The 17394-nt window shown below is 69.3% G+C and carries 15 protein-coding genes; 7 read left to right on the top strand and 8 right to left on the bottom strand.

Annotation, left to right across the window (positions count from 1 at the left end; all coding sequences use genetic code 11):
• Positions 1–98 precede the first annotated feature (98 nt).
• Positions 99–1088 carry an MBL fold metallo-hydrolase gene (locus HHL11_RS26725; protein WP_169421654.1) on the top strand — a complete coding sequence of 330 codons (990 nt, stop codon included), beginning with the start codon at positions 99–101 and terminating at the stop codon, positions 1086–1088.
• Positions 1089–1174: 86 nt separating this feature from the next.
• Positions 1175–1477: a hypothetical protein gene (locus HHL11_RS26730; protein WP_169421655.1), complete on the top strand. Its 303-nt coding sequence runs from the start codon at positions 1175–1177 to the stop codon at positions 1475–1477.
• A 29-nt stretch (positions 1478–1506) separates the two neighbouring features.
• On the opposite strand, the gene HHL11_RS26735 is transcribed toward HHL11_RS26730, so the two are convergent.
• On the bottom strand, positions 1507–2676 hold the full coding sequence (locus tag HHL11_RS26735) for an MFS transporter (RefSeq protein ID WP_169421656.1): 1170 nt from the start codon (positions 2674–2676) through the stop codon (positions 1507–1509).
• Entirely contained in the window at positions 2673–3512 is an 840-nt protein-coding gene (locus HHL11_RS26740) for a DUF6279 family lipoprotein (protein WP_342593286.1), read from the bottom strand. The genes HHL11_RS26735 and HHL11_RS26740 overlap by 4 nt, the downstream gene beginning before the upstream one ends.
• 60 nt (positions 3513–3572) lie before the next feature.
• On the opposite strand from HHL11_RS26740, the gene glmU reads away from it, so the two are divergent.
• The gene (gene glmU / locus HHL11_RS26745) at positions 3573–4955 is read left to right on the top strand and encodes a bifunctional UDP-N-acetylglucosamine diphosphorylase/glucosamine-1-phosphate N-acetyltransferase GlmU (protein WP_169422296.1); all 1383 of its coding nucleotides are present in this window, start codon (positions 3573–3575) and stop codon (positions 4953–4955) included.
• Between the two features lie 3 nt (positions 4956–4958).
• Here glmU and HHL11_RS26750 read toward each other — a convergent pair whose 3' ends face one another.
• Entirely contained in the window at positions 4959–5459 is a 501-nt protein-coding gene (locus HHL11_RS26750) for an Lrp/AsnC family transcriptional regulator (RefSeq protein ID WP_169421658.1), read from the bottom strand.
• 126 nt (positions 5460–5585) lie between these two features.
• Between HHL11_RS26750 and glmS the strand changes: the two genes are divergently transcribed.
• From glmS to HHL11_RS26765, 3 genes are read left to right on the top strand one after another with little or no spacing between them, the layout of a single operon-like run.
• Positions 5586–7430 (top strand): glutamine--fructose-6-phosphate transaminase (isomerizing), encoded by a 1845-nt coding sequence (gene glmS, locus HHL11_RS26755; RefSeq protein ID WP_169421659.1) that lies wholly within the window; start codon positions 5586–5588, stop codon positions 7428–7430.
• The gene (locus tag HHL11_RS26760; RefSeq protein ID WP_169421660.1) at positions 7427–8035 is read left to right on the top strand and encodes a hypothetical protein; all 609 of its coding nucleotides are present in this window, start codon (positions 7427–7429) and stop codon (positions 8033–8035) included. Before glmS ends, HHL11_RS26760 begins: the two co-directional genes overlap by 4 nt.
• A gap of 9 nt (positions 8036–8044) precedes the next feature.
• Positions 8045–8875, top strand: coding sequence for a hypothetical protein (locus tag HHL11_RS26765; protein ID WP_169421661.1), 831 nt, complete (start codon positions 8045–8047; stop codon positions 8873–8875).
• Positions 8876–8878: 3 nt separating this feature from the next.
• Here HHL11_RS26765 and HHL11_RS26770 read toward each other — a convergent pair whose 3' ends face one another.
• Entirely contained in the window at positions 8879–9838 is a 960-nt protein-coding gene (locus HHL11_RS26770; RefSeq protein ID WP_205964660.1) for a Gfo/Idh/MocA family protein, read from the bottom strand.
• 209 nt (positions 9839–10047) lie between these two features.
• Here HHL11_RS26770 and HHL11_RS26775 point away from each other — a divergent pair, with 209 nt between their 5' ends.
• Positions 10048–10551: a hypothetical protein gene (locus tag HHL11_RS26775; RefSeq protein ID WP_169421662.1), complete on the top strand. Its 504-nt coding sequence runs from the start codon at positions 10048–10050 to the stop codon at positions 10549–10551.
• Here the strand turns inward: HHL11_RS26775 and HHL11_RS26780 are convergent, their stop codons facing one another.
• The 4 genes from HHL11_RS26780 to HHL11_RS26795 are packed head-to-tail and all read right to left on the bottom strand — an operon-like array spanning position 10552 to position 17389.
• Positions 10552–11370 (bottom strand): efflux RND transporter periplasmic adaptor subunit, encoded by an 819-nt coding sequence (locus tag HHL11_RS26780; protein WP_169421663.1) that lies wholly within the window; start codon positions 11368–11370, stop codon positions 10552–10554.
• On the bottom strand, positions 11367–13382 hold the full coding sequence (locus tag HHL11_RS26785) for a preprotein translocase subunit SecA (protein ID WP_205964661.1): 2016 nt from the start codon (positions 13380–13382) through the stop codon (positions 11367–11369). The genes HHL11_RS26780 and HHL11_RS26785 overlap by 4 nt, the downstream gene beginning before the upstream one ends.
• Complete coding sequence (locus HHL11_RS26790) at positions 13372–15516, bottom strand: efflux RND transporter periplasmic adaptor subunit (protein ID WP_169421665.1); 2145 nt, start codon at positions 15514–15516, stop codon at positions 13372–13374. The genes HHL11_RS26785 and HHL11_RS26790 overlap by 11 nt, the downstream gene beginning before the upstream one ends.
• A gap of 10 nt (positions 15517–15526) precedes the next feature.
• Positions 15527–17389, bottom strand: a complete 1863-nt coding sequence (locus tag HHL11_RS26795) for a GAF domain-containing protein (RefSeq protein ID WP_169421666.1) — start codon at positions 17387–17389, stop codon at positions 15527–15529.
• Positions 17390–17394: the final 5 nt, after the last annotated feature.

The raw sequence follows: 17394 nt of genomic DNA on the forward strand, positions 1-17394 counted from the left end.
GAGAGTGTCTTCCGGGCCCGGAAGAAAAACTCCGCGCATTCAACAATGCGTAACGCGTTTCGAATAGGTAAAATCGCAAGCTTCCTGCAGGAGACATGATGAGCAAAGCCTTCGCGAGCCAGGCCGACCTGGCCGACAAGAAGATCACCTTCGAACAGCTTTCCGCCCACTGCTGGGCCTATACCGCGGAAGGCGACCCCAATTCCGGCGTCATCATCGGCGACAAGTACGTGCTGGTGAGCGATGCCACCGCCACGCCTTCGCTGGCGCGCGACCTGATCAAGCGCATCCGCGCCGTCACCGACAAGCCGATCAAGTACGTGCTGCTGACCCACTACCACGCGGTGCGCGTGCTGGGCGCGAGCGCTTTCGTGGCCGAAGGCGCCACCGAAGTGATCGCCAGCCAGGGCACCTACGAGCTGATCGGCGAACGTGGCGCCGAGGACATGCAGTCCGAGATGGACCGCTTCCCGCGCCTGTTCCGCGGTTCCGAGGAGATTCCCGGCCTGACCTGGCCGACGCTCGTCATCGGCGGCGGCGTGCCCGGCAAGGGCGAAGTGCCCGGCCGCCTGGTGGTGGACCTGGGCGGCGTGCGCGTGCAGATCTGGTCGCCCGGCAACGGCCATACCCGCGGCGACACGGTGGCGTGGGTCGAGGAAGAAGGCGTGCTGTTCTCCGGCGACCTGGTCGAATACAACGCCGGCGTCTACACCGGCGACGCCCACCTGCAGGAATGGCCGGCGACGCTGGAAGCGCTGAAGGGCCTGAAGGCCAAGGCGCTGGTGCCGGGCCGCGGCGAGGCGCTGAAGGGCGAAGCCGAAGTGGCCGAAGGCATCGCCTACACCCAGCGCTGGGTGGAGACCCTGTTCGGCTGCGCCCGCGAAGCTGCGGCGCAGGACATGGACCTGAAGCAGGCCATGGCGCACACCCGCAAGTCCATGGACCCGATCTTCGGCCATGTGTTCATCTACGAGCACTGCCTGCCCTTCGACGTGAGCCGGGCCTACGACGAGGCCAAGGGTGTGAAAGTGCCGCGGGTGTGGACGGCGGAGCGCGACAAGGAGATGTGGGCGGCGCTGCAGGCGTAGGCGCCCACTGACACGACCGGCACCAGGCAACCGACAGCGTTGCCTGGCCCGTCTTCCTAAGCTGGGCCGGCATCCAAGGAGCCCCCATGCCCAACGAAGAGAAGCCGGTCCCGCGCATCCTGCAGCAGCAGCCGGCGCGCGAGAGCGACCCGCAGCAGCAGCAATCCGGCGCGACCGACTTCCAGTCGCATGCCCAGCAGGGCAGCGAAGTCGAGGGCGAAGGCAGCTACTCCGCCACGCGCAACTACCAGAAGAACGTCCAGGACTACCTGGACAAGGCGGACGTGCAGGCCGACGCCGAGAAGGCGAAGCCGCGCTCGGAGTCCGAAGCGCGCGAGTTGGATGAAGCCGAACGCGAAGGCCGCTCGCATTCGAAGGGGGAACGCTAGCGCCTCGAACGCTGGCTCGCGCTACGCGTCTACGTAGGGTGCGCAGCTCGCTGCGCACCGCGCACGGTGCCGGCCTTCCCCGCAGCCACCAGCGTCGCAACCGCCAACACCGTCAACACCCCTGCAAACGCCGGCAACCCACCCGCCTGCAACGCCACCCCGCTCACCAGCGGCCCCAAGGTGCCGCCCCACGTGTACCCGGTGATCACCGCGGCCGCGCCGCCCGCGGTGGCGCGCCCGGCATACGCGTGCGCCACCTGCACGATCGCCACCGTGTAAAGCGCCCCACCCGCGCCGCCAAAAACCAGGCCGCAAGCCCATAGCAGCCAATGCGCGCTGCCGGCAAAGCCGACGGCGACGCTCGCCAGCGCAAGCGCCACCGCCGCGCCCCCGAACACGCGCCGCACCGGCATGTGGTCCGCCGACCAGCCCGCTGGGTACTGCACCAGGAAACTGCCGACGCCGATCGCCCCTGCCACGGTGGCCGCGCTGCGCAGGTCGAGCCCCAGCGATGAGGCATGTGCCGCTTCGATGGCGCTCAGCCCTGCTTCGAACACGCCGCCGGCAAAGGCCAGCGCCGTCAGCCAGGGCACGGCGCGCAGCGCTTCCCAGGCGCTGGCGTGGGCCTGGGCCGCGGGTGGCGTCGACTTGCTGCGCACCAGCAGCGCGATCACCAGGCAGACGGCCACGGCGGCCGCGGCCAGCCACAGCGCCGCGCGCGCCTGCAGGCGCAGCAGCACCGGCAGGAAAGGACCGAGCGCCAGCGCCGCGCCCAGCGCGGTCTGGTACAGGCCCATGACGCGGCCGCGCATCTTCGGCGGCGCCTCCTGCGCGAGCAGCGCCTCGGTGGCGTTCCACAGCAAGGCGGCGCCGATCCCCACCAGCACTTCGGCGGCGCTCCAGGCCGCCAGGCTGTCACCGAGCGCATAGCCCACGACACCTACCAGCTCCAGCGCGGCGCCGGTGCGGTAGGTGCGCACCACGCCCAGCCGGCCGATCACGCGTGGTACCACCGGGATCAGCACGCCGATCAGCAGGAAGGCCAGCATGGAAAAGGCGCCGATGACGGTGGTGCCGTAGCCGCGCTGCTGCAACAGCACGGCGAGCACCGGGCTCACCATGGCGAAGGACATCACCGTGAGCGTCGTGGCGGTGCCCAGGCGCCAGACCAGGCCCAGGCCCGCGCGTTCCGGCGTCAAGAAGCCTGCCCCGCAAGCTCGCGCAGGTCGCGCTCGTAGCCGCGCAGCCGGCGCACCGCTTCCTGCCGCTGCGCAGTCGTCGTGCTCTCCTGCACCGCGCTGAAGGTGCGGCAGCCTTCCTGCAGCAGCTGGTCCTGCCAGGCGCGGTAGGCGAGGTCCGGCGAATGCTGGACGCGATCGAGGTAGCCGCGCAGCGCCGTGCGTGCGGCGTCCGGCGTCGTGCCCGGCTCCTGCATGCGGCGCAAGGTCTGCAGCAGGTCCTGCTGGCGCCGCTTGCGCTCGGCCAGCACCCGCTGCGGGTCGTAGATGGACTGCGCGATGCCCTGGCGCAGCACCGCGCGCTGCGGAGCGTCCAGCGAGCCGTAGATCATCTCCAGCTTGTCCAGCATCTGCTCATAGCGCTTCTCGCGCACCTCCTCGGGGCCGGGCTGGATCCACTCGCGGGTGAACTTCTCGTTGTTGCCGCGGTACTTGCGCTCGATGTGCCGCAGCTGCGCCGGGCCGAGCGATGCCGCGAGCTTGAGGATGGCCGGCTCCGCGTGCTCGGCGGCGAAGCCCAGGCGGGACTGCACCTCGGTCACGACGCCGCAGGCCTGCTGCGGGCTGATGCTGGCCGGCGCCAGCTGCTGCATGCGCACCAGCAGGTCGGCGAATTTCGGCACCTCTTCGCGCCGGTGCCAGGCGTGCAGGCTGGCGAGTTCCTGCTTGGCGGCCGGGGCCTGCTGCTCGTTGAAGTCGATGTAGCTGTCGAGCCACCAGTAGGAGACGTCGGTCAGCGTGTTGTAGCCGAGCTTGATCGCGCTGCAGGCGGCCAGCGCCAGACCGATGGCCAGCACAAGGATAATCCGGGGCAGACGCAAACCGATCAATCTCATGGGCAGGAAGGTACACGAATGATGGCAGTCGATGTGGTGGTGATGGCCGCGGGTAAGGGGACGCGGATGAAAAGCCGCATCCCGAAGGTGCTGCATCGCGTCGGCGGCCGCCCGATGATCGAGCACGTGATCGCCACGGCGCAGGCCCTGGGCGCGCGCCGCACCATCGTCATCACCGGCCATGGCGCCGAGGAGGTGGAAGGCTTCCTGCGCGCTTCGGCCCAGGGCGCCGCACCCGCCTTCGTGCGCCAGGAACCCCAGCTGGGCACCGGCCACGCCGTGCAGCAGGTGGTGCCGGTGCTGCCCGATGACGGCATCGCGCTGATCCTGAACGGCGACGTGCCCCTGATCCGCCCGCAGACCCTGCAGGCCCTGGTGGAAAAGTGCGGCGGCCAGCGCCTGGCGCTGCTGACGGTGGACATGGCCGACCCCACCGGCTACGGCCGCATCGTGCGCAGCGGCGACGCCGTGCAGGCGATCGTGGAGCACAAGGACGCCACCCACGCCCAGCGCGACATCCGCGAGGTCTACACCGGCTTCATGGCCGTGCCCGAGCGCAAGCTGAAGGACTGGCTGGCGCGGCTGAAGAACGACAACGCCCAAGGCGAGTACTACCTGACGGACATCGTGGCCTTCGCCGTCGCCGACGGCTGCGAAGTGGTGGCTGCCAAGGCCGGCGAACAGGTGGAGGTGGATGGCGTGAACAGCCCGCTGCAACTGGCCGACCTGGAACGCGCCTTCCAGCTGCGGCAGGCCCGTGCCTTGATGGAGCAGGGCGTGCGCCTGGCCGACCCGGCGCGCTTCGACCTGCGCGGCGAGCTGCAATGCGCCCAGGACGTGGAGATCGACGTCAACTGCGTGTTCGAAGGCAAGGTGTCGCTGGGCGACGGCGTGCGCATCGGCCCCAACTGCGTGATCGCCAATGCCAGCATCGCCGCCGGCGCCGTGATCCACGCCTTCACGCACATCGACGGCGAGAAGCTGGGCGTGCAGGTGGGCGAGGGCGCGCTGGTCGGCCCGTTCGCGCGGCTGCGCCCCGGCGCCAAGCTGGGCGCGGAAGTGCACATCGGCAACTTCGTCGAGGTGAAGAACTCCACGATGGCCAAGGGCGCCAAGGCCAACCACCTGGCTTACCTGGGCGATGCGCAGGTCGGCGAACGCGTGAACTACGGCGCGGGCAGCATCACGGCCAACTACGACGGCGCCAACAAGCACAAGACCATCATCGAGGCGGACGTGCACGTGGGCAGCAACTGCGTGCTCGTGGCCCCGGTGACCATTGCCGCGGGCGGCACGGTCGGCGCAGGCTCGGTGGTGAACAAGGACACGAAGACCGGCGCGCTGACGGTGGCGCGGGCGAAGCAGGCGAGCATCGAGGGGTGGAACCGGCCGAAGAAAAAATAGGCGTTACTTGCGGGGCAGGCCGACCCTCGGCCTGAACTTTGCCCGCTTCACGCTGAAGAACGCCTTCACGTTCCGCACGTTCGCGTCGCTGGTGAACAGCCTCTGCGCCAGCGCCAGGTAGTCCTGCATGTCCCGGGCGTGCACCACCAGCACGAAGTCCGGCCCAGGCGAGACGCGGTAGCACTGCTGCACCGCGTCGTCCTCGATCACGCGCCGCTCGAAGGCCTCCTGCTCCTCGTTGCCCTGCCGGTCCAGCGAGACCTCCACCACCGCCTCCAGCCCTTGCCCCAAGGTGCGGGCCAGCAGCTCGGGGCTGAGGATGGCGATCTCGCGCTCGATCAGCCCGGCGTCGCGCAGCCGCTTGACCCGCCGCAGGCAGGTGGGTGGCGACAGGTGCACCCGCGCCGCCAGTTCCTGGTTGGTCAGGGAGCTGTCCGCCTGCAGCTGGTCCAGCAGCGCCAGGTCGGTCGCATCCAGCTCCAATGATTTCAATTCTTCCGGCATTGAGAAATCTTATTTCGTCACTATATTGTTGAGCAATAATATTTCCAAATACAGGAAAAGTAGCAAGCAAATTGCAACAGGAGGGGCCTACAGTCCCGTCATCCCAAAGCAAAAGGTCTGAACAACATGTGCGGCATCGTCGGCGCGGTCTCCACCCGCAACATCGTCCCCATCCTGGTCCAGGGGCTGCAGCGCCTGGAATACCGTGGCTATGACTCCTGCGGCGTGGCCGTCTATGCCGACGGCCTGAAGCGCGCCCGCAGCGTGTCGCGCGTCGCCGAACTGATGGAGCAGGTGGACGCCGAGAAGATCGCCGGCGGCACCGGCATCGCCCACACGCGCTGGGCCACGCACGGCGCGCCCGCCGTGCACAACGCGCACCCGCACTTCAGCCATGGCCCCGGCGCCGACGCCGCCACCGGCGCGGGCCGCATCGCGCTGGTCCACAACGGCATCATCGAGAACCACGACGAACTGCGCGCGGCCTTGCAAGCCAAGGGCTACAAGTTCAACAGCCAGACCGACACCGAGGTCATCGCGCACCTGGTGGACAGCCTCTATGAAGGCGACCTGTTCGAGGCCGTGAAGGCCGCCATCGTGCAACTGCATGGCGCGTATGCGATCGCCGTGTTCTGCAAGGACGAACCGCACCGCGTCGTCGGCGCGCGCGCCGGTTCGCCGCTGGTGCTGGGCGTGGGCAAGGACGAGAACTTCCTGGCCAGCGACGCGATGGCGCTGGCCGGCGTCACCGACCAGATCGTCTACCTGGAAGAAGGCGACGTGGTGGACCTGCAATTGGGCCGCTATTGGATCGTCGACAGGAATCACAAGCCGGTGCAGCGCCCGGTGAAGACGGTGCAGGCGCACAGCGGCGCGGCCGAACTGGGCCCGTACCGCCACTACATGCAGAAGGAAATCTTCGAACAGCCGCGCGCCATCGCCGACACGCTGCAGGGCGTGGAAAGCGTGATGCCGGAACTGTTCGGCGACGGCGCCTACAAGGTCTTCAAGGAGATCGATTCCGTGCTGATCCTGGCCTGCGGCACCAGCTACTACGCGGGCTGCACCGCCAAGTACTGGCTGGAGTCCATCGCCAAGATTCCGACGCAGGTGGAGATCGCCAGCGAATACCGCTACCGCGACAGCGTGCCCAACCCGAAGTCGCTGGTGGTCACCATCAGCCAGAGCGGCGAGACGGCCGACACCATCGCGGCGCTGAAGCACGCGCGCGAGCAGGGCATGGAGCACACGCTGACGGTGTGCAACGTGAGCACGTCGGCGATGGTGCGCGAGTGCAAGCTCGCTTACCTCACGCACGCCGGCGTCGAGATCGGCGTCGCTTCCACCAAGGCTTTCACCACGCAACTGGCCGGCCTGTTCCTGCTGACGCTGGCGCTGGCGCAGGTGAAGGGCCGCCTCACCGAAAGCCAGGAAGCGCAGCACCTGAAGGCGATGCGCCACCTGCCCAACGCGCTGCAGGCGGTGCTGGCGCTGGAGCCGCAGGTCATCAGCTGGGCCGAGGACTTCGCGAACAAGGAGAACGCGCTGTTCCTGGGCCGCGGCCTGCACTACCCGATCGCGCTGGAAGGCGCGTTGAAGCTCAAGGAGATCACCTACATCCACGCCGAGGCCTATGCGGCCGGCGAACTGAAGCACGGCCCGCTGGCGCTGGTGACCAGCGAGATGCCGGTGGTGACGGTGGCGCCCAACGATGCGCTGCTGGAAAAGCTGAAGTCCAACATGCAGGAAGTGCGCGCCCGCGGCGGCGTGCTCTACGTGCTGGCCGACGCCGACTCGCACATCGAGAGCAGCGAAGGCATCCACGTCATCCGCATGCCGGAGCACTATGGACCGCTGAGCCCGCTGCTGCACGTGGTGCCGCTGCAGTTGCTGGCGTATCACACGGCGCTGGCCAGGGGGACCGACGTCGATAAACCCCGAAACCTGGCGAAGAGCGTAACAGTGGAGTGAACCTCCGCTCTCGCTTCTGGAAAAAGCAGCCGCCACCGGCGGTACCCGCCTACCGCCTGGACGACGTCCCGGAGGATCGCGACCCGGTCGACGAGCGCGACCTCGTCGCGCACACCAACCAGGTCGCCGACGAACTGGAGCAGCTCAAGTCCGCCTGCCACGCAAAGGGCAGGGCGGACCTGGCCGCCCGGTTGGAATGGGAGATCAACGGCTACGCGGCCAACGTGCCGACTCCCACCTATCGTTGCATCGAAGCGCAGCTGCGCGGGGACATCTGTGGCGGCCGGCACCATCGGCCCTTGCCGCGCCCGTTCGCGCACGACGACTCCGCCATCTCGACCCGGCTCGGGCTGCGCCAGATCCGGCAGATCCCGGGCCTCGCCGACGCCCTGCGTGAGGGCAAGACCTTCTTCACCCGTCCGCATGAAGGCATCGACTACAGCATGGCGCTGGAGTTCTGCAGGGCGTTCCCGGGGACGAACTACCTGGTCGTCAGCACCCACACGCGTGTGCCGGTCGCCAATGTGCACAAGATGGTCGACGAGGTCGCGAAGTACTGCCGCGCGATGGCTGCGGCCGCCGGCAACAAGCCGGCCTGGTGGTAGAACGCGGGCATGGCCCTCGCAGACATCCTTGCCCACGTCCGGCGCCTCTTGCGCGCCGACGCGCAGCTGCGGCCGCCGGCGCAGGCCCCGCGACTGGACGACGTTCCGCCCGATTGGCCGCAGGACGATCCGCTCGACCCGCGGGATCCCTTCGAATACGCGGCGCAGGTGGCCGCCGAACTGGAGCGGCTGAAGGCCCTGTGCCTGCAGGAAGGCAGGCCGGAGTTCGCCGAGCGCCTGGACTGCGAGATCCACGGCTACCCGGACTACTTCTCGCCGAGGTCGGCTGCAGTGTCGCGGCCGGAAACCCAGGAGGAGCTGGACGCGATCCTCGCAGCGTTCGACCAGGCCGACATGCGACGTGCCGGCTTGCCGGACGCTCCGCAGGACGAGCCGGCTGGCGAAAAGCTCACCGGGCTCGAAGCAACCGTCCCTCCTGCCAAGGAACGCCCGCCCGCGCAGATCGCGACCCCCAGCTACCGCACCGTCGACGGGCAACTGCGCGGAGAGATCAGCGATGAGGTAGAGACCCGGCCGCTGCCGGCGTCCTTCGCGGGCCCACACTACTGGCACACGCCGCTGGGCCTGCTGCGTTTGCGGGAGATCCCAGGCCTGGTCGAAGCCTTGCAGGAGGGCCAGGCCTACTTCGTCATCCCGCTGGACGACAACAACTACGTCCTGAACCGCGAGTTCGCGACGACGTTCCCGGATTCGGGATACGCCATCACCCAGACCTGGCTGCGCGTCCCGGTGGCCAGCGTGCACAAGTTCATCGACAAGGTGGCCGGGTACGCGCGGACCCTGGCCGCCTCCGCGGGCAACAAGCCGCCCTGGATGTAGCGCTCACCGCGCGCTGGCAAACGCCGCATCCATCATCACCTGCGTCCCGCGCGAGAACTCCAGCGGGCACGCATAGCCCCCGCCTTCCTGCACCGCGCGGTTGAAGGCAGCGGCCTGCAGTTCGTAGTGGTTCGCGGCAGGCCAGCGCTCGATGATGGTCTCGTTGCCGCGGTGCAGCTCCAGCCGCGCTTCGCCGAAGACGCGGGCGTTGAACGGCACGGGCAGCCGCAGCACGCCTTCTTCGCCATGGAAAGTCATCTCCTGGCGCGGATGCATGCGGATCGAAGTGAAGTTGACGTAGTCCGCCTCGCCGAAGCGCGCGGTGATGTCGGCGTAGACGTCGATGCCGTTGTCCCACTCGATGCGGGCCCGCACGTCCGTCGCCTCCAGGCCGGTGGCGAAGCGGGCGCTGCCCATGACGTAGCAGCCGATGTCGCGCAGGCCGCCGCCGCCCATGGCGGCCTGGTTGCGGATGTTGCCCGTGTCGCGGTTGTTGTACGTGAACGCGCCGTCGATGCGCCGCAGCCGACCCACGGCCCCATCGGCCAGCAGCTTGCGCACGCGCTGCCATTGCGGATGGTGCACGATCATGAAGGCTTCGGCCGCCAGCACGCCCGCGGCATCGCGCGCGGCGATCAGCTGGTCGAACTCACCGGCCTGCATGGTCATCGGCTTTTCGCACAGCACGTGCTTGCCGGCCTGCATCGCCTTCAGGCTCCATTCCACGTGCATCCGGTTCGGCAGCGGGATGAAGACCGCGTCGATGGCCGGATCGGCGAGCAGCGCTTCGTAGCTCTCATGCACGCGCAGGCCGGGGGCGAAGACGCGGAACGGAGCCGCCTTTGCCGCGTCCGACGTCGCCAGCGCGGCGACGTGGCCGCCAGGCGCCAGCGTCAGCGCCGGACCCATGAACTCCCGCGCGAACTTCGCGGCTCCGAGAATGCCCCATCGAACTTCCGCCATGATCCGTTTCCTCCGTGCGTGACGACTGGCGGCCAGCATACTCCCGGAGCGTGCGCTCACCCTTCACAACCGAATACAAGTGTGCGCGACGGCCGGTGCGCGGCGGCTGACGGGTGCTCGCGCCGCGCCGGCTGCCAGCTGCTCTACTTCCCGGCGAGGGGGACTGCCACATGGCTGCATGCGCGCGATCCTGCAAACTGCTCCTGGCCGTGAGCCTGGCCTGCGCCTGGTGCGGGCCGCGGGCGCAAGAAGCCGAGGCGCAAGCCCGCTTCGGCGCCGTCGCAGACGGCGTGGCCGGTTTCGTCGGCGTCGCCGCCGGCCTGCCGCTCAATCCGCTGCTGCCCGGCGTCGGCCTGGCTTTCAAGGCGGCGACCTTCCAGCATGCCGAGAGCCTGCCGGAGACCGAGCGCCCGCGCGCCTACGCGCTTGCGGCCGCCAGCTGGCAGGGCAGTGCGGCCGGCAATGCGTGCGCCGCGGCGTCCGTGCTTTCGGGCGGCTCCTTCGTGCCGACCTGCATCGCGGTCGGCGCGGCCTGGGGCTGGAAGACCTGGAGCGACAGCGAACGCGAGCGCCGCGATTCCGAACGCTGCGAGGTGTTGCGCGCCTTCGTCGGCAAGCCGAAGCTGCCTTGCGCCTTCATGCCGCGCGGAATCGAGCAGGCGGCCGCGCCGGCGCAGGCGGTGGTGGCCGCGCAGGACCTGGTCGCACCGTGATTACTTGTCCAGGGCCTTCAGTTGCGGAAACTCCACCTGGCAGCGCAGCCCGCCCGGCACGTTGCCCTGGCGGTTCGGCAGGTCCAGGCGCACGCGGAAGGTCGCACTGGCCGCATCGAAGACGCGGTCGATCACTTTCACCTCCGCCTGGTACTCGCCGCCCAGCGTCTCCGGCACCACGCGCCCCGTCATGCCGGGACGCAGCTTGCCGTAGTACATCAAGGGCAGCACCACTTCCACCCGCATCGGGTCGATGCGCGCCAGCTTCAGGATGGCCTTGCTGTCGGTGCCGTACTGGGTCAGCTCGCCGGGATTGAGCAGCCGGTCCATCACGACGCCGTCGAAGGGGCTGCGCAGGATGCGCTGGCTGACGAGATCCGCCGCGTGCCGGTAATCCAGCTTGGCCAGTTCCTGGTTCTCGCGCGCATCCTCGAGGTCGGCCTCGGCCACACGCGCTTCGGCCAGCGCGTCGTCGCGCGCCTGTGCAGCGACGAAGCTTTGCTTGACCAGCTGCTGGGCGCGATCGAGCTTGTTGGAAGCGTTCTCGGACCGCTGCGCGGCGGCCTTCAGCCGGCCCGCCATCCTCATGCGGTATTCCGACATCGCCATCGCCGAGCGCTCGACGCTGGATTCGAGTTCGACCAGCACGTCGCCCTTCCTCACGCTGTCGCCGCGCTGCACGGTGATCTTCTCGATCAGGCCGATGACGGGACTGCGCAGCTCGATCACTTCGGCCGGCTGGATCAGGCACTCGAAGGGCTTGGACCAGGCCGCGAGCGGCAAGGCCACAATCCCGAACGCAACTGCTGCACGAATCATTCGCCTCTCCCGGAAAAAGCCAAAAGCTGCTCGAGTTGCCGGTCGGTCTTCAGGTTCTGCAAGCGGATGGTGGCGCTGCGCCGCTCCGCCGCGCGCTGCGCCAGCTTGCGCAAGCCGCCGTATGCGGCGCCGGGCAGGCTGGAGCCGCCATCGCGCAGGCGCCGCAGCAGCCCGGCCGGGCCCGGCGCATAGACCGAAAAGATCTCGTCCTCCAGCGACACGATGGCCTCGCAGGTGCCCGGGTCGCCCTGGCGGCCGCAGCGGCCGAACAGCTGGCGGTCGATGCGCCGCGACTCGTGGTATTCGGTCAGGATCACGTGCAGGCCGCCTTTTTCCGCTACGCCTTCGGCCAGCCGGATGTCGGTGCCGCGCCCGGCCATGTTGGTGGCCACCGTCACTCGCCCCGGCTCGCCGGCGCGCGCGATCACCTCGGCCTCCTCCTTGTCCTGCTTGGCATTGAGCAGGGCGTGGGCGATGCCGCGGGCGGTGAGCACGGCGCTCAGTTCCTCCGAGGCCCGCACCGAGCGGGTTCCGATCAGCACCGGCCGCTGCGCGACCAGCGCGCGCTGCTCCACGCTGTCGGCGACCGCATCCCATTTCGCCGCCAGCGTGTCGTGCACGCGCACGCCCAGGTCGGCGCGGCGCGAGGGCTTGTGCAGCGGCACGCGCACAACCGCCAGCCCGTACACCGAATCGATTTCCCGCACCGCCTCGCTGGCGGTGCCGGTCATGCCGGCCAGGCGGATGTAGCGGCGGAACAGCCGCTGGTACGTGAGCCTGGCCAAGGTCTTGCGCTGCGCGGTCAGCTCGCAGCCTTCCTTGGCTTCGATCAGCTGGTGCAGGCCGTGCTCCCAGGAGCGGTCCGGCATCACGCGGCCGGTCGACTCGTCGACGATCTGCACCTTGCCTTCGCTCACCACGTAATGCTGGTCGCGGTGGAACAGCATCAGCGCCGTCAGCGCCTGTGCCACCAGTTCTTCGCGGGCCCGCACCGAGGCCCAGACGCCACCCAGGCCCTCGGCCTGTTCCGCCAGCAAGTCCTTGCCGTCGGCGGTGAGCGTGATGCTGCGCTCGGCCAGGTCCACGCTGAAGTCATCGTCCGCCGCCAGCGCCGCGGCGATGCGCAGCGCCGTGTCGTACTTCTCCTGTTCGCCGCCCGCGCCGCCGGACGAGGACAGGATCAGCGGCGTGCGCGCCTCGTCGATGAACACGCTGTCGGCCTCGTCGACGATGCAGAAGTACAGGCCGCGCAGCACCAGGCCGCCGTCGCGCGCGGGTCCGCCGCGCAGCCGGTCCAGCGCCAGGTGCAACTCGCTGCTGCGGCGCGCCAGCGCCGAGCGGTCGCGCAGGTAGTCGAAGGCGAGTTCCTTGTTGCTGCAGTAGGTGACGGACTGCGCGTAGGCGGCGCGGCGGTCCGGCTGCGCCATGCCCTGGATCACCACGCCCACGCCCAGGTCCAGGAAGCGGAACAGCGGCCCCATTTCTTCGGCGTCGCGGCTGGCCAGGTAGTCGTTGACGGTGACGACGTGCACCGGGTAGCCCGCAAGCGCCACGGTGCAGGCGGGCAGGGTGGCGGCGAAGGTTTTGCCTTCGCCCGTTTCCATTTCGACCAGGCGACCTTGCAGCAGCGCCCAGCCGCCCATCAACTGCGAAGCGTAGTGCCGCTTTCCCAGCACGCGTTGCGCCGCTTCGCGCACAAGGGCGAAACATTCGCCCACGAGTGCCGGCTCGAAGCCGTCGCGCCGCAGGCGCACGCGCATCCGGCGCGCGACCACCGCGAGTTCCTCGTCGCTGGACTCGCGCATCTCGCGTCCGTGCCGGTCCGTCAGTTCGACGATGCGCTGCAGGCGCCGCGCCGGGTCGACCAGCCGGTCGCGCAGCGGCCGCGCCGCGGACAGCAGGAAGCCCGCGGCCTGGTCGTGCAGCCCGGGTTGTGTCTCGGCGCGCTCGATGTAAGGCCGCCCGGTGGCGAGCTCGTCGTGTTCGGCCAGCAGGACGGTACTAGACGCCAAAGCGGGACAGGAACAAGAGGCGGATACCGCGATACCACTGGTAAGCCAGCGGCTCCATGTCGTGGTCGAAGCGCACATAGACCCGCTCCCCATAGACCGCGGGCCGCGGGATGCCTGACAACACGACGTCGAACTGGAACATGCGCTGCAAGGTCTTGGGGCCCTTGGAATCGCGCGGGTCGGTGGCAATGGCGCCACCGCCTTCCAGGGCCAGCGCGCGGCTGGGCAGGTATTCCTCGCCCGCCGGGACCTGGCGCACGACCTGGCCCTTGGCCACCCAGTCGGGATGGTTCACCAGCCGCACGCCCACGTCCACCGTCGCCTGGCGCACGAGGTCCGCTGCTTCCTGCGGCACGACGACGCGCGCCAGGGGCTCCACGTCGCCGATGACGTAGCCGAGCAAGGCACCTTTGCGGTAGTAGCGGCCGACCAGGTCGGGGCCTTCGGGCACGACGAACACGCCGTCGCTCGGCGCCTTGACGAGGAGTTCTGCCGCCTTCTGGCTCACCACGGCCAGCGCGCTGCGCTCGGCCTCGAGGCCTTGCCGCACCAGTTCGGCCTTTGCCTGGTCCGCCGCGAAAGCGGCGGCGTATTGGGCCTCCTGCTCCGCCACCTTGGCCTGGTGCAGGCGAACCTGGGCGACCAGTGCGGGGTCGCGGACGCGGATCAACAGGTCGCCGCGGGCGACGCGCTGGCCCGGCGTCGCCAGCAACTCGCCGACGAAGCCATCGGCGCCGGGACGCACCATCGCCTGCTCGGGCAACCACACCACGCCCTCGACCTGCGAGTGCTGCGGCATCGGCACGGCGAACAGCAGCACGGCCAGCACGCCGATGCTCCCCAGGGCCACCGCCAGCGCGCGTCCGCGCCGCTGGCGCAGGCGCGGGCCGGTCAGGTGGCGGACGCCGCGCACCAGCGGCACCACTGCCATGGTGAACATCGCCCAGCCGGCGAGCAGCACGCCGACGATGAAGAAACGGCTGGCGATGAACAGCGCGATGGCCACCGTCACGAGCACGCGGTACATGGACGACGCAGCGCCGTAGAACACGAACCAGGCCTTCTCCGACCGGGACGCTTCCGGCTGCTGCGCATCACGCACGCCGAAGGCATAGCGCTCGACCAGGTAGCCCCAGTAGCGCAGCGAGCGGGCCGACAGGTTCGGGATCTCGATCAGGTCCAGCAGGATGTAATAGGCGTCGTAGCGCAGCAGCGGGTTGCCGTTGAACAGCAGCGTGGAGACGCTGGCGATCACCATCACGTTGAACAGAATGGCGCGCACGATGCCCGGTTCGACCAGCAGCCACAGGTAGAAGGCCAGGGCGGCGAGGAACAGTTCCGCCGCCATGCCGGCCGCGCCGACGGTGGCGCGCTCGTACTTGGAGCGGAAGGCTGTGGACGCCGAAGCCTCCACATAGGGCACGGGCAGCAACACCAGCAGGATGAGCCCGACGTCGTGCACTTCGCCGCCGCCGGCCTTGGTGGCAGTGGCATGCCCCATTTCATGCAGCGCCTTGATGACCGGGAACACCAGGTACAGCACGAGCAGGTTGTTCAGCGCGAGGATGCGGTCCGAGAAGTTGTTGGTCAGCGCCGACCAGTGCGGCGGCACCAGGAACAAGGCGGGCAGCACCACGGCCAGCCAGATGAGGCCTCCCCAGCGGCTCCAGATGAAGCGGATCGGCCGCTGCCAGCGATCGAGGAAGGCATCCGGGTCCCACAGCGGGATGCGCAGCGCCATCGGGTTGGCGAAGGAGCGCCGCATGCGCGCGCGCTGCTCGCGCTCGCCGCGGGTGAACAGCTCCGCGGCGTCGGGCGTGACGTCGCTTTGCAGCAGGTCGGCCGCATGCAGCTGCCCGAGCAGCCGGATCATCTCGTCCTGCGTCGGCGCCTCTTCGCCGAGGCGCTCGTTGGCGATCGTCCAGAGCTCGTCGACGGTGCGCTGGCCGTCCATGGCTGCGATCAGCACCCGCGCCGCCGGCGTGAAGCGATGCACGCGGCCCGAAGCCGGGTCCTGCAGCAGGTACCAGACCGCGCCGCGATAGATGTGGCGGTGCAGCCTGGCGTGCGAGCGCAGCCGAGGCCGCAGGGCGGCGACCCGGTACCAGGCGTTGCTGAGAAGCGGTGCGCTCATGGTGGCACCGTCAGGGGATCCACTTCCACGCCCACAGGCGTGCCCAGTCCACCAGCCCGTGGGTCCAGATCCAGATGATCTTGCGGTCGCCCACCGTGATCTTGCCGACGCCTTCCATGCCCGGGCGCAATTGCGCAGAGGGGCTGTCCAGGCGTGCTTCGACGCGGAAGAAGTTGTGGCCTTCCTGCGGCGTCGAAACCGGCGTCACCTGCTTGACGGAAATGGGCAGGGGCCGGCCCGGGTTGCCGGAGAGCGCAAGCTCCCCGTGCTGGCCACTCGACACTTCGTCGATGTCGGCCTCGTCCACTTCCAGGATGACCCGGTAGGCATCCAGCGGCGCGACCTGGAACAGCATCTTGCCCTGTTCCACGGGCGTGCCGAGCAGCTGGCTCAGGTCGCCGGACACCACCACGCCGTCGAAAGGCGCGACCAGCGTCGCCCGCGAGAGCTTGTCCTCGACCAAGGCCAGCTGCGCTTCGGACTGGTCGACCTGGGCCGCGGTCACGGCCATCGCTGCGCGGTCCTCGGAAGCCATCGCCTGGCGGCGCTTGCCCTGCATCTGCTCGCGTTCGGAGCTGAGGCGCGTGCGTTCCAGCTTCAGGTCCTTGTCGTCCAGGCGGGCCAGGACGTCGCCCTGCTTCACCGCGTCGCCGGCCCGCACCATGCTTTGCGCGAGGAAGCCGTCGAACGGGGCTACCGCCGCGCGTTGCACCGAGCCCTCGATCACGGTCTTGGCGGAAACGCGGTAGGTGGCGGTCGCGAAGCTGCAGAAGGCGACGAATGCGACGACCAGCACGGCGACCAGCTTGATCCCCGGATGGCGCGGCCCGAACAGTGCCGCCGCCCACCAGCCCGTCGTATCGCGTAGGCGGGCCACCGCACCGCGTTCCGCCTTGCGCTTGAGCGCGAGGATCGGCCCGAGCAGCATGCCGGCGGTCCGGCACACTTCGACCGCCGTGGCGTCGAAGGGCTCGCCCCTGCTGCGCTCCAGCGTGATCACGCCGAAGGTGTGGCCGTCCTGCCGCAGCGGCACCGAGCAGATCGCCGCATCCTTGAATTCGCGCGCCAGTTCGGCGTGGGCAATGCCGCCCAGCTCGTTGGCGTCGCGCGGCGGGTGGACGACGGCGCCATCGAGGTCGATCACTTCGTCCATGGCCTCGCCGATCAGGCGCACCAGGCTGGTCTTGCGGTCGAAGCTGGCCGTGTGGGAGATCGCCTCCACGCGCACGCTGTGCTGGTCGGCGATGCCGACGCTGACGCGGTCGCATTGCAGCTGGCTCGCCAGTTCGTTGGCGACGGCCAGCGCCGATTGCGTGAAGCGGTCCTCTTGCAGTGCCGTGGCCGCCAGGTCGTTGGCGAGGCCCAGGCGCGCCACGGTGGCGTCGCGCCGGCGCAATGCCTCGTCGCGGAAATGCGCGACCAGCCAGGCGCTGGCCCAGTGCAGCAGCCGCAGCGCGCGTTGCAGGGCCACCTCGGGCCCGGGCGCGAGGTCCAGGACGACCGCGCCATGCAGTTCGCCCGAGACTTCGATGGGATAGCCGACATAGGCCGGCCTGTCGGGCGCGGGCGGCGCGCTGTCCGGCCCCACCACGATGCCGCGCCGCTCGGTCAAGGCGAGCTTGCCGGCCGCGGCCAGGTGCTGCACGTCACGCGTGGGGTCGGGCCACACGGCCGCGGCGGTGAAGGCGCCTTTCTCGTTGGGTCCGAGCAGCAGCAGCGCGCCGGTGACGCGGTCCACCTGCGTGCAAAGGATGGCGAGCCAGCTCGCGCAGAAGTCCGCGGTGTTCTGCGCGGACGAGAACGCGGCCCAGGCCGCGGCCTCGGCCCGGCCGCGGTCCTCAGCCTGCAGCGAATAGAGCGCTGCGCCAGCCATCCGAG

Source organism: Ramlibacter agri (assembly GCF_012927085.1).
Classification (GTDB): Bacteria; Pseudomonadota; Gammaproteobacteria; order Burkholderiales; family Burkholderiaceae_C; genus Ramlibacter; species Ramlibacter agri.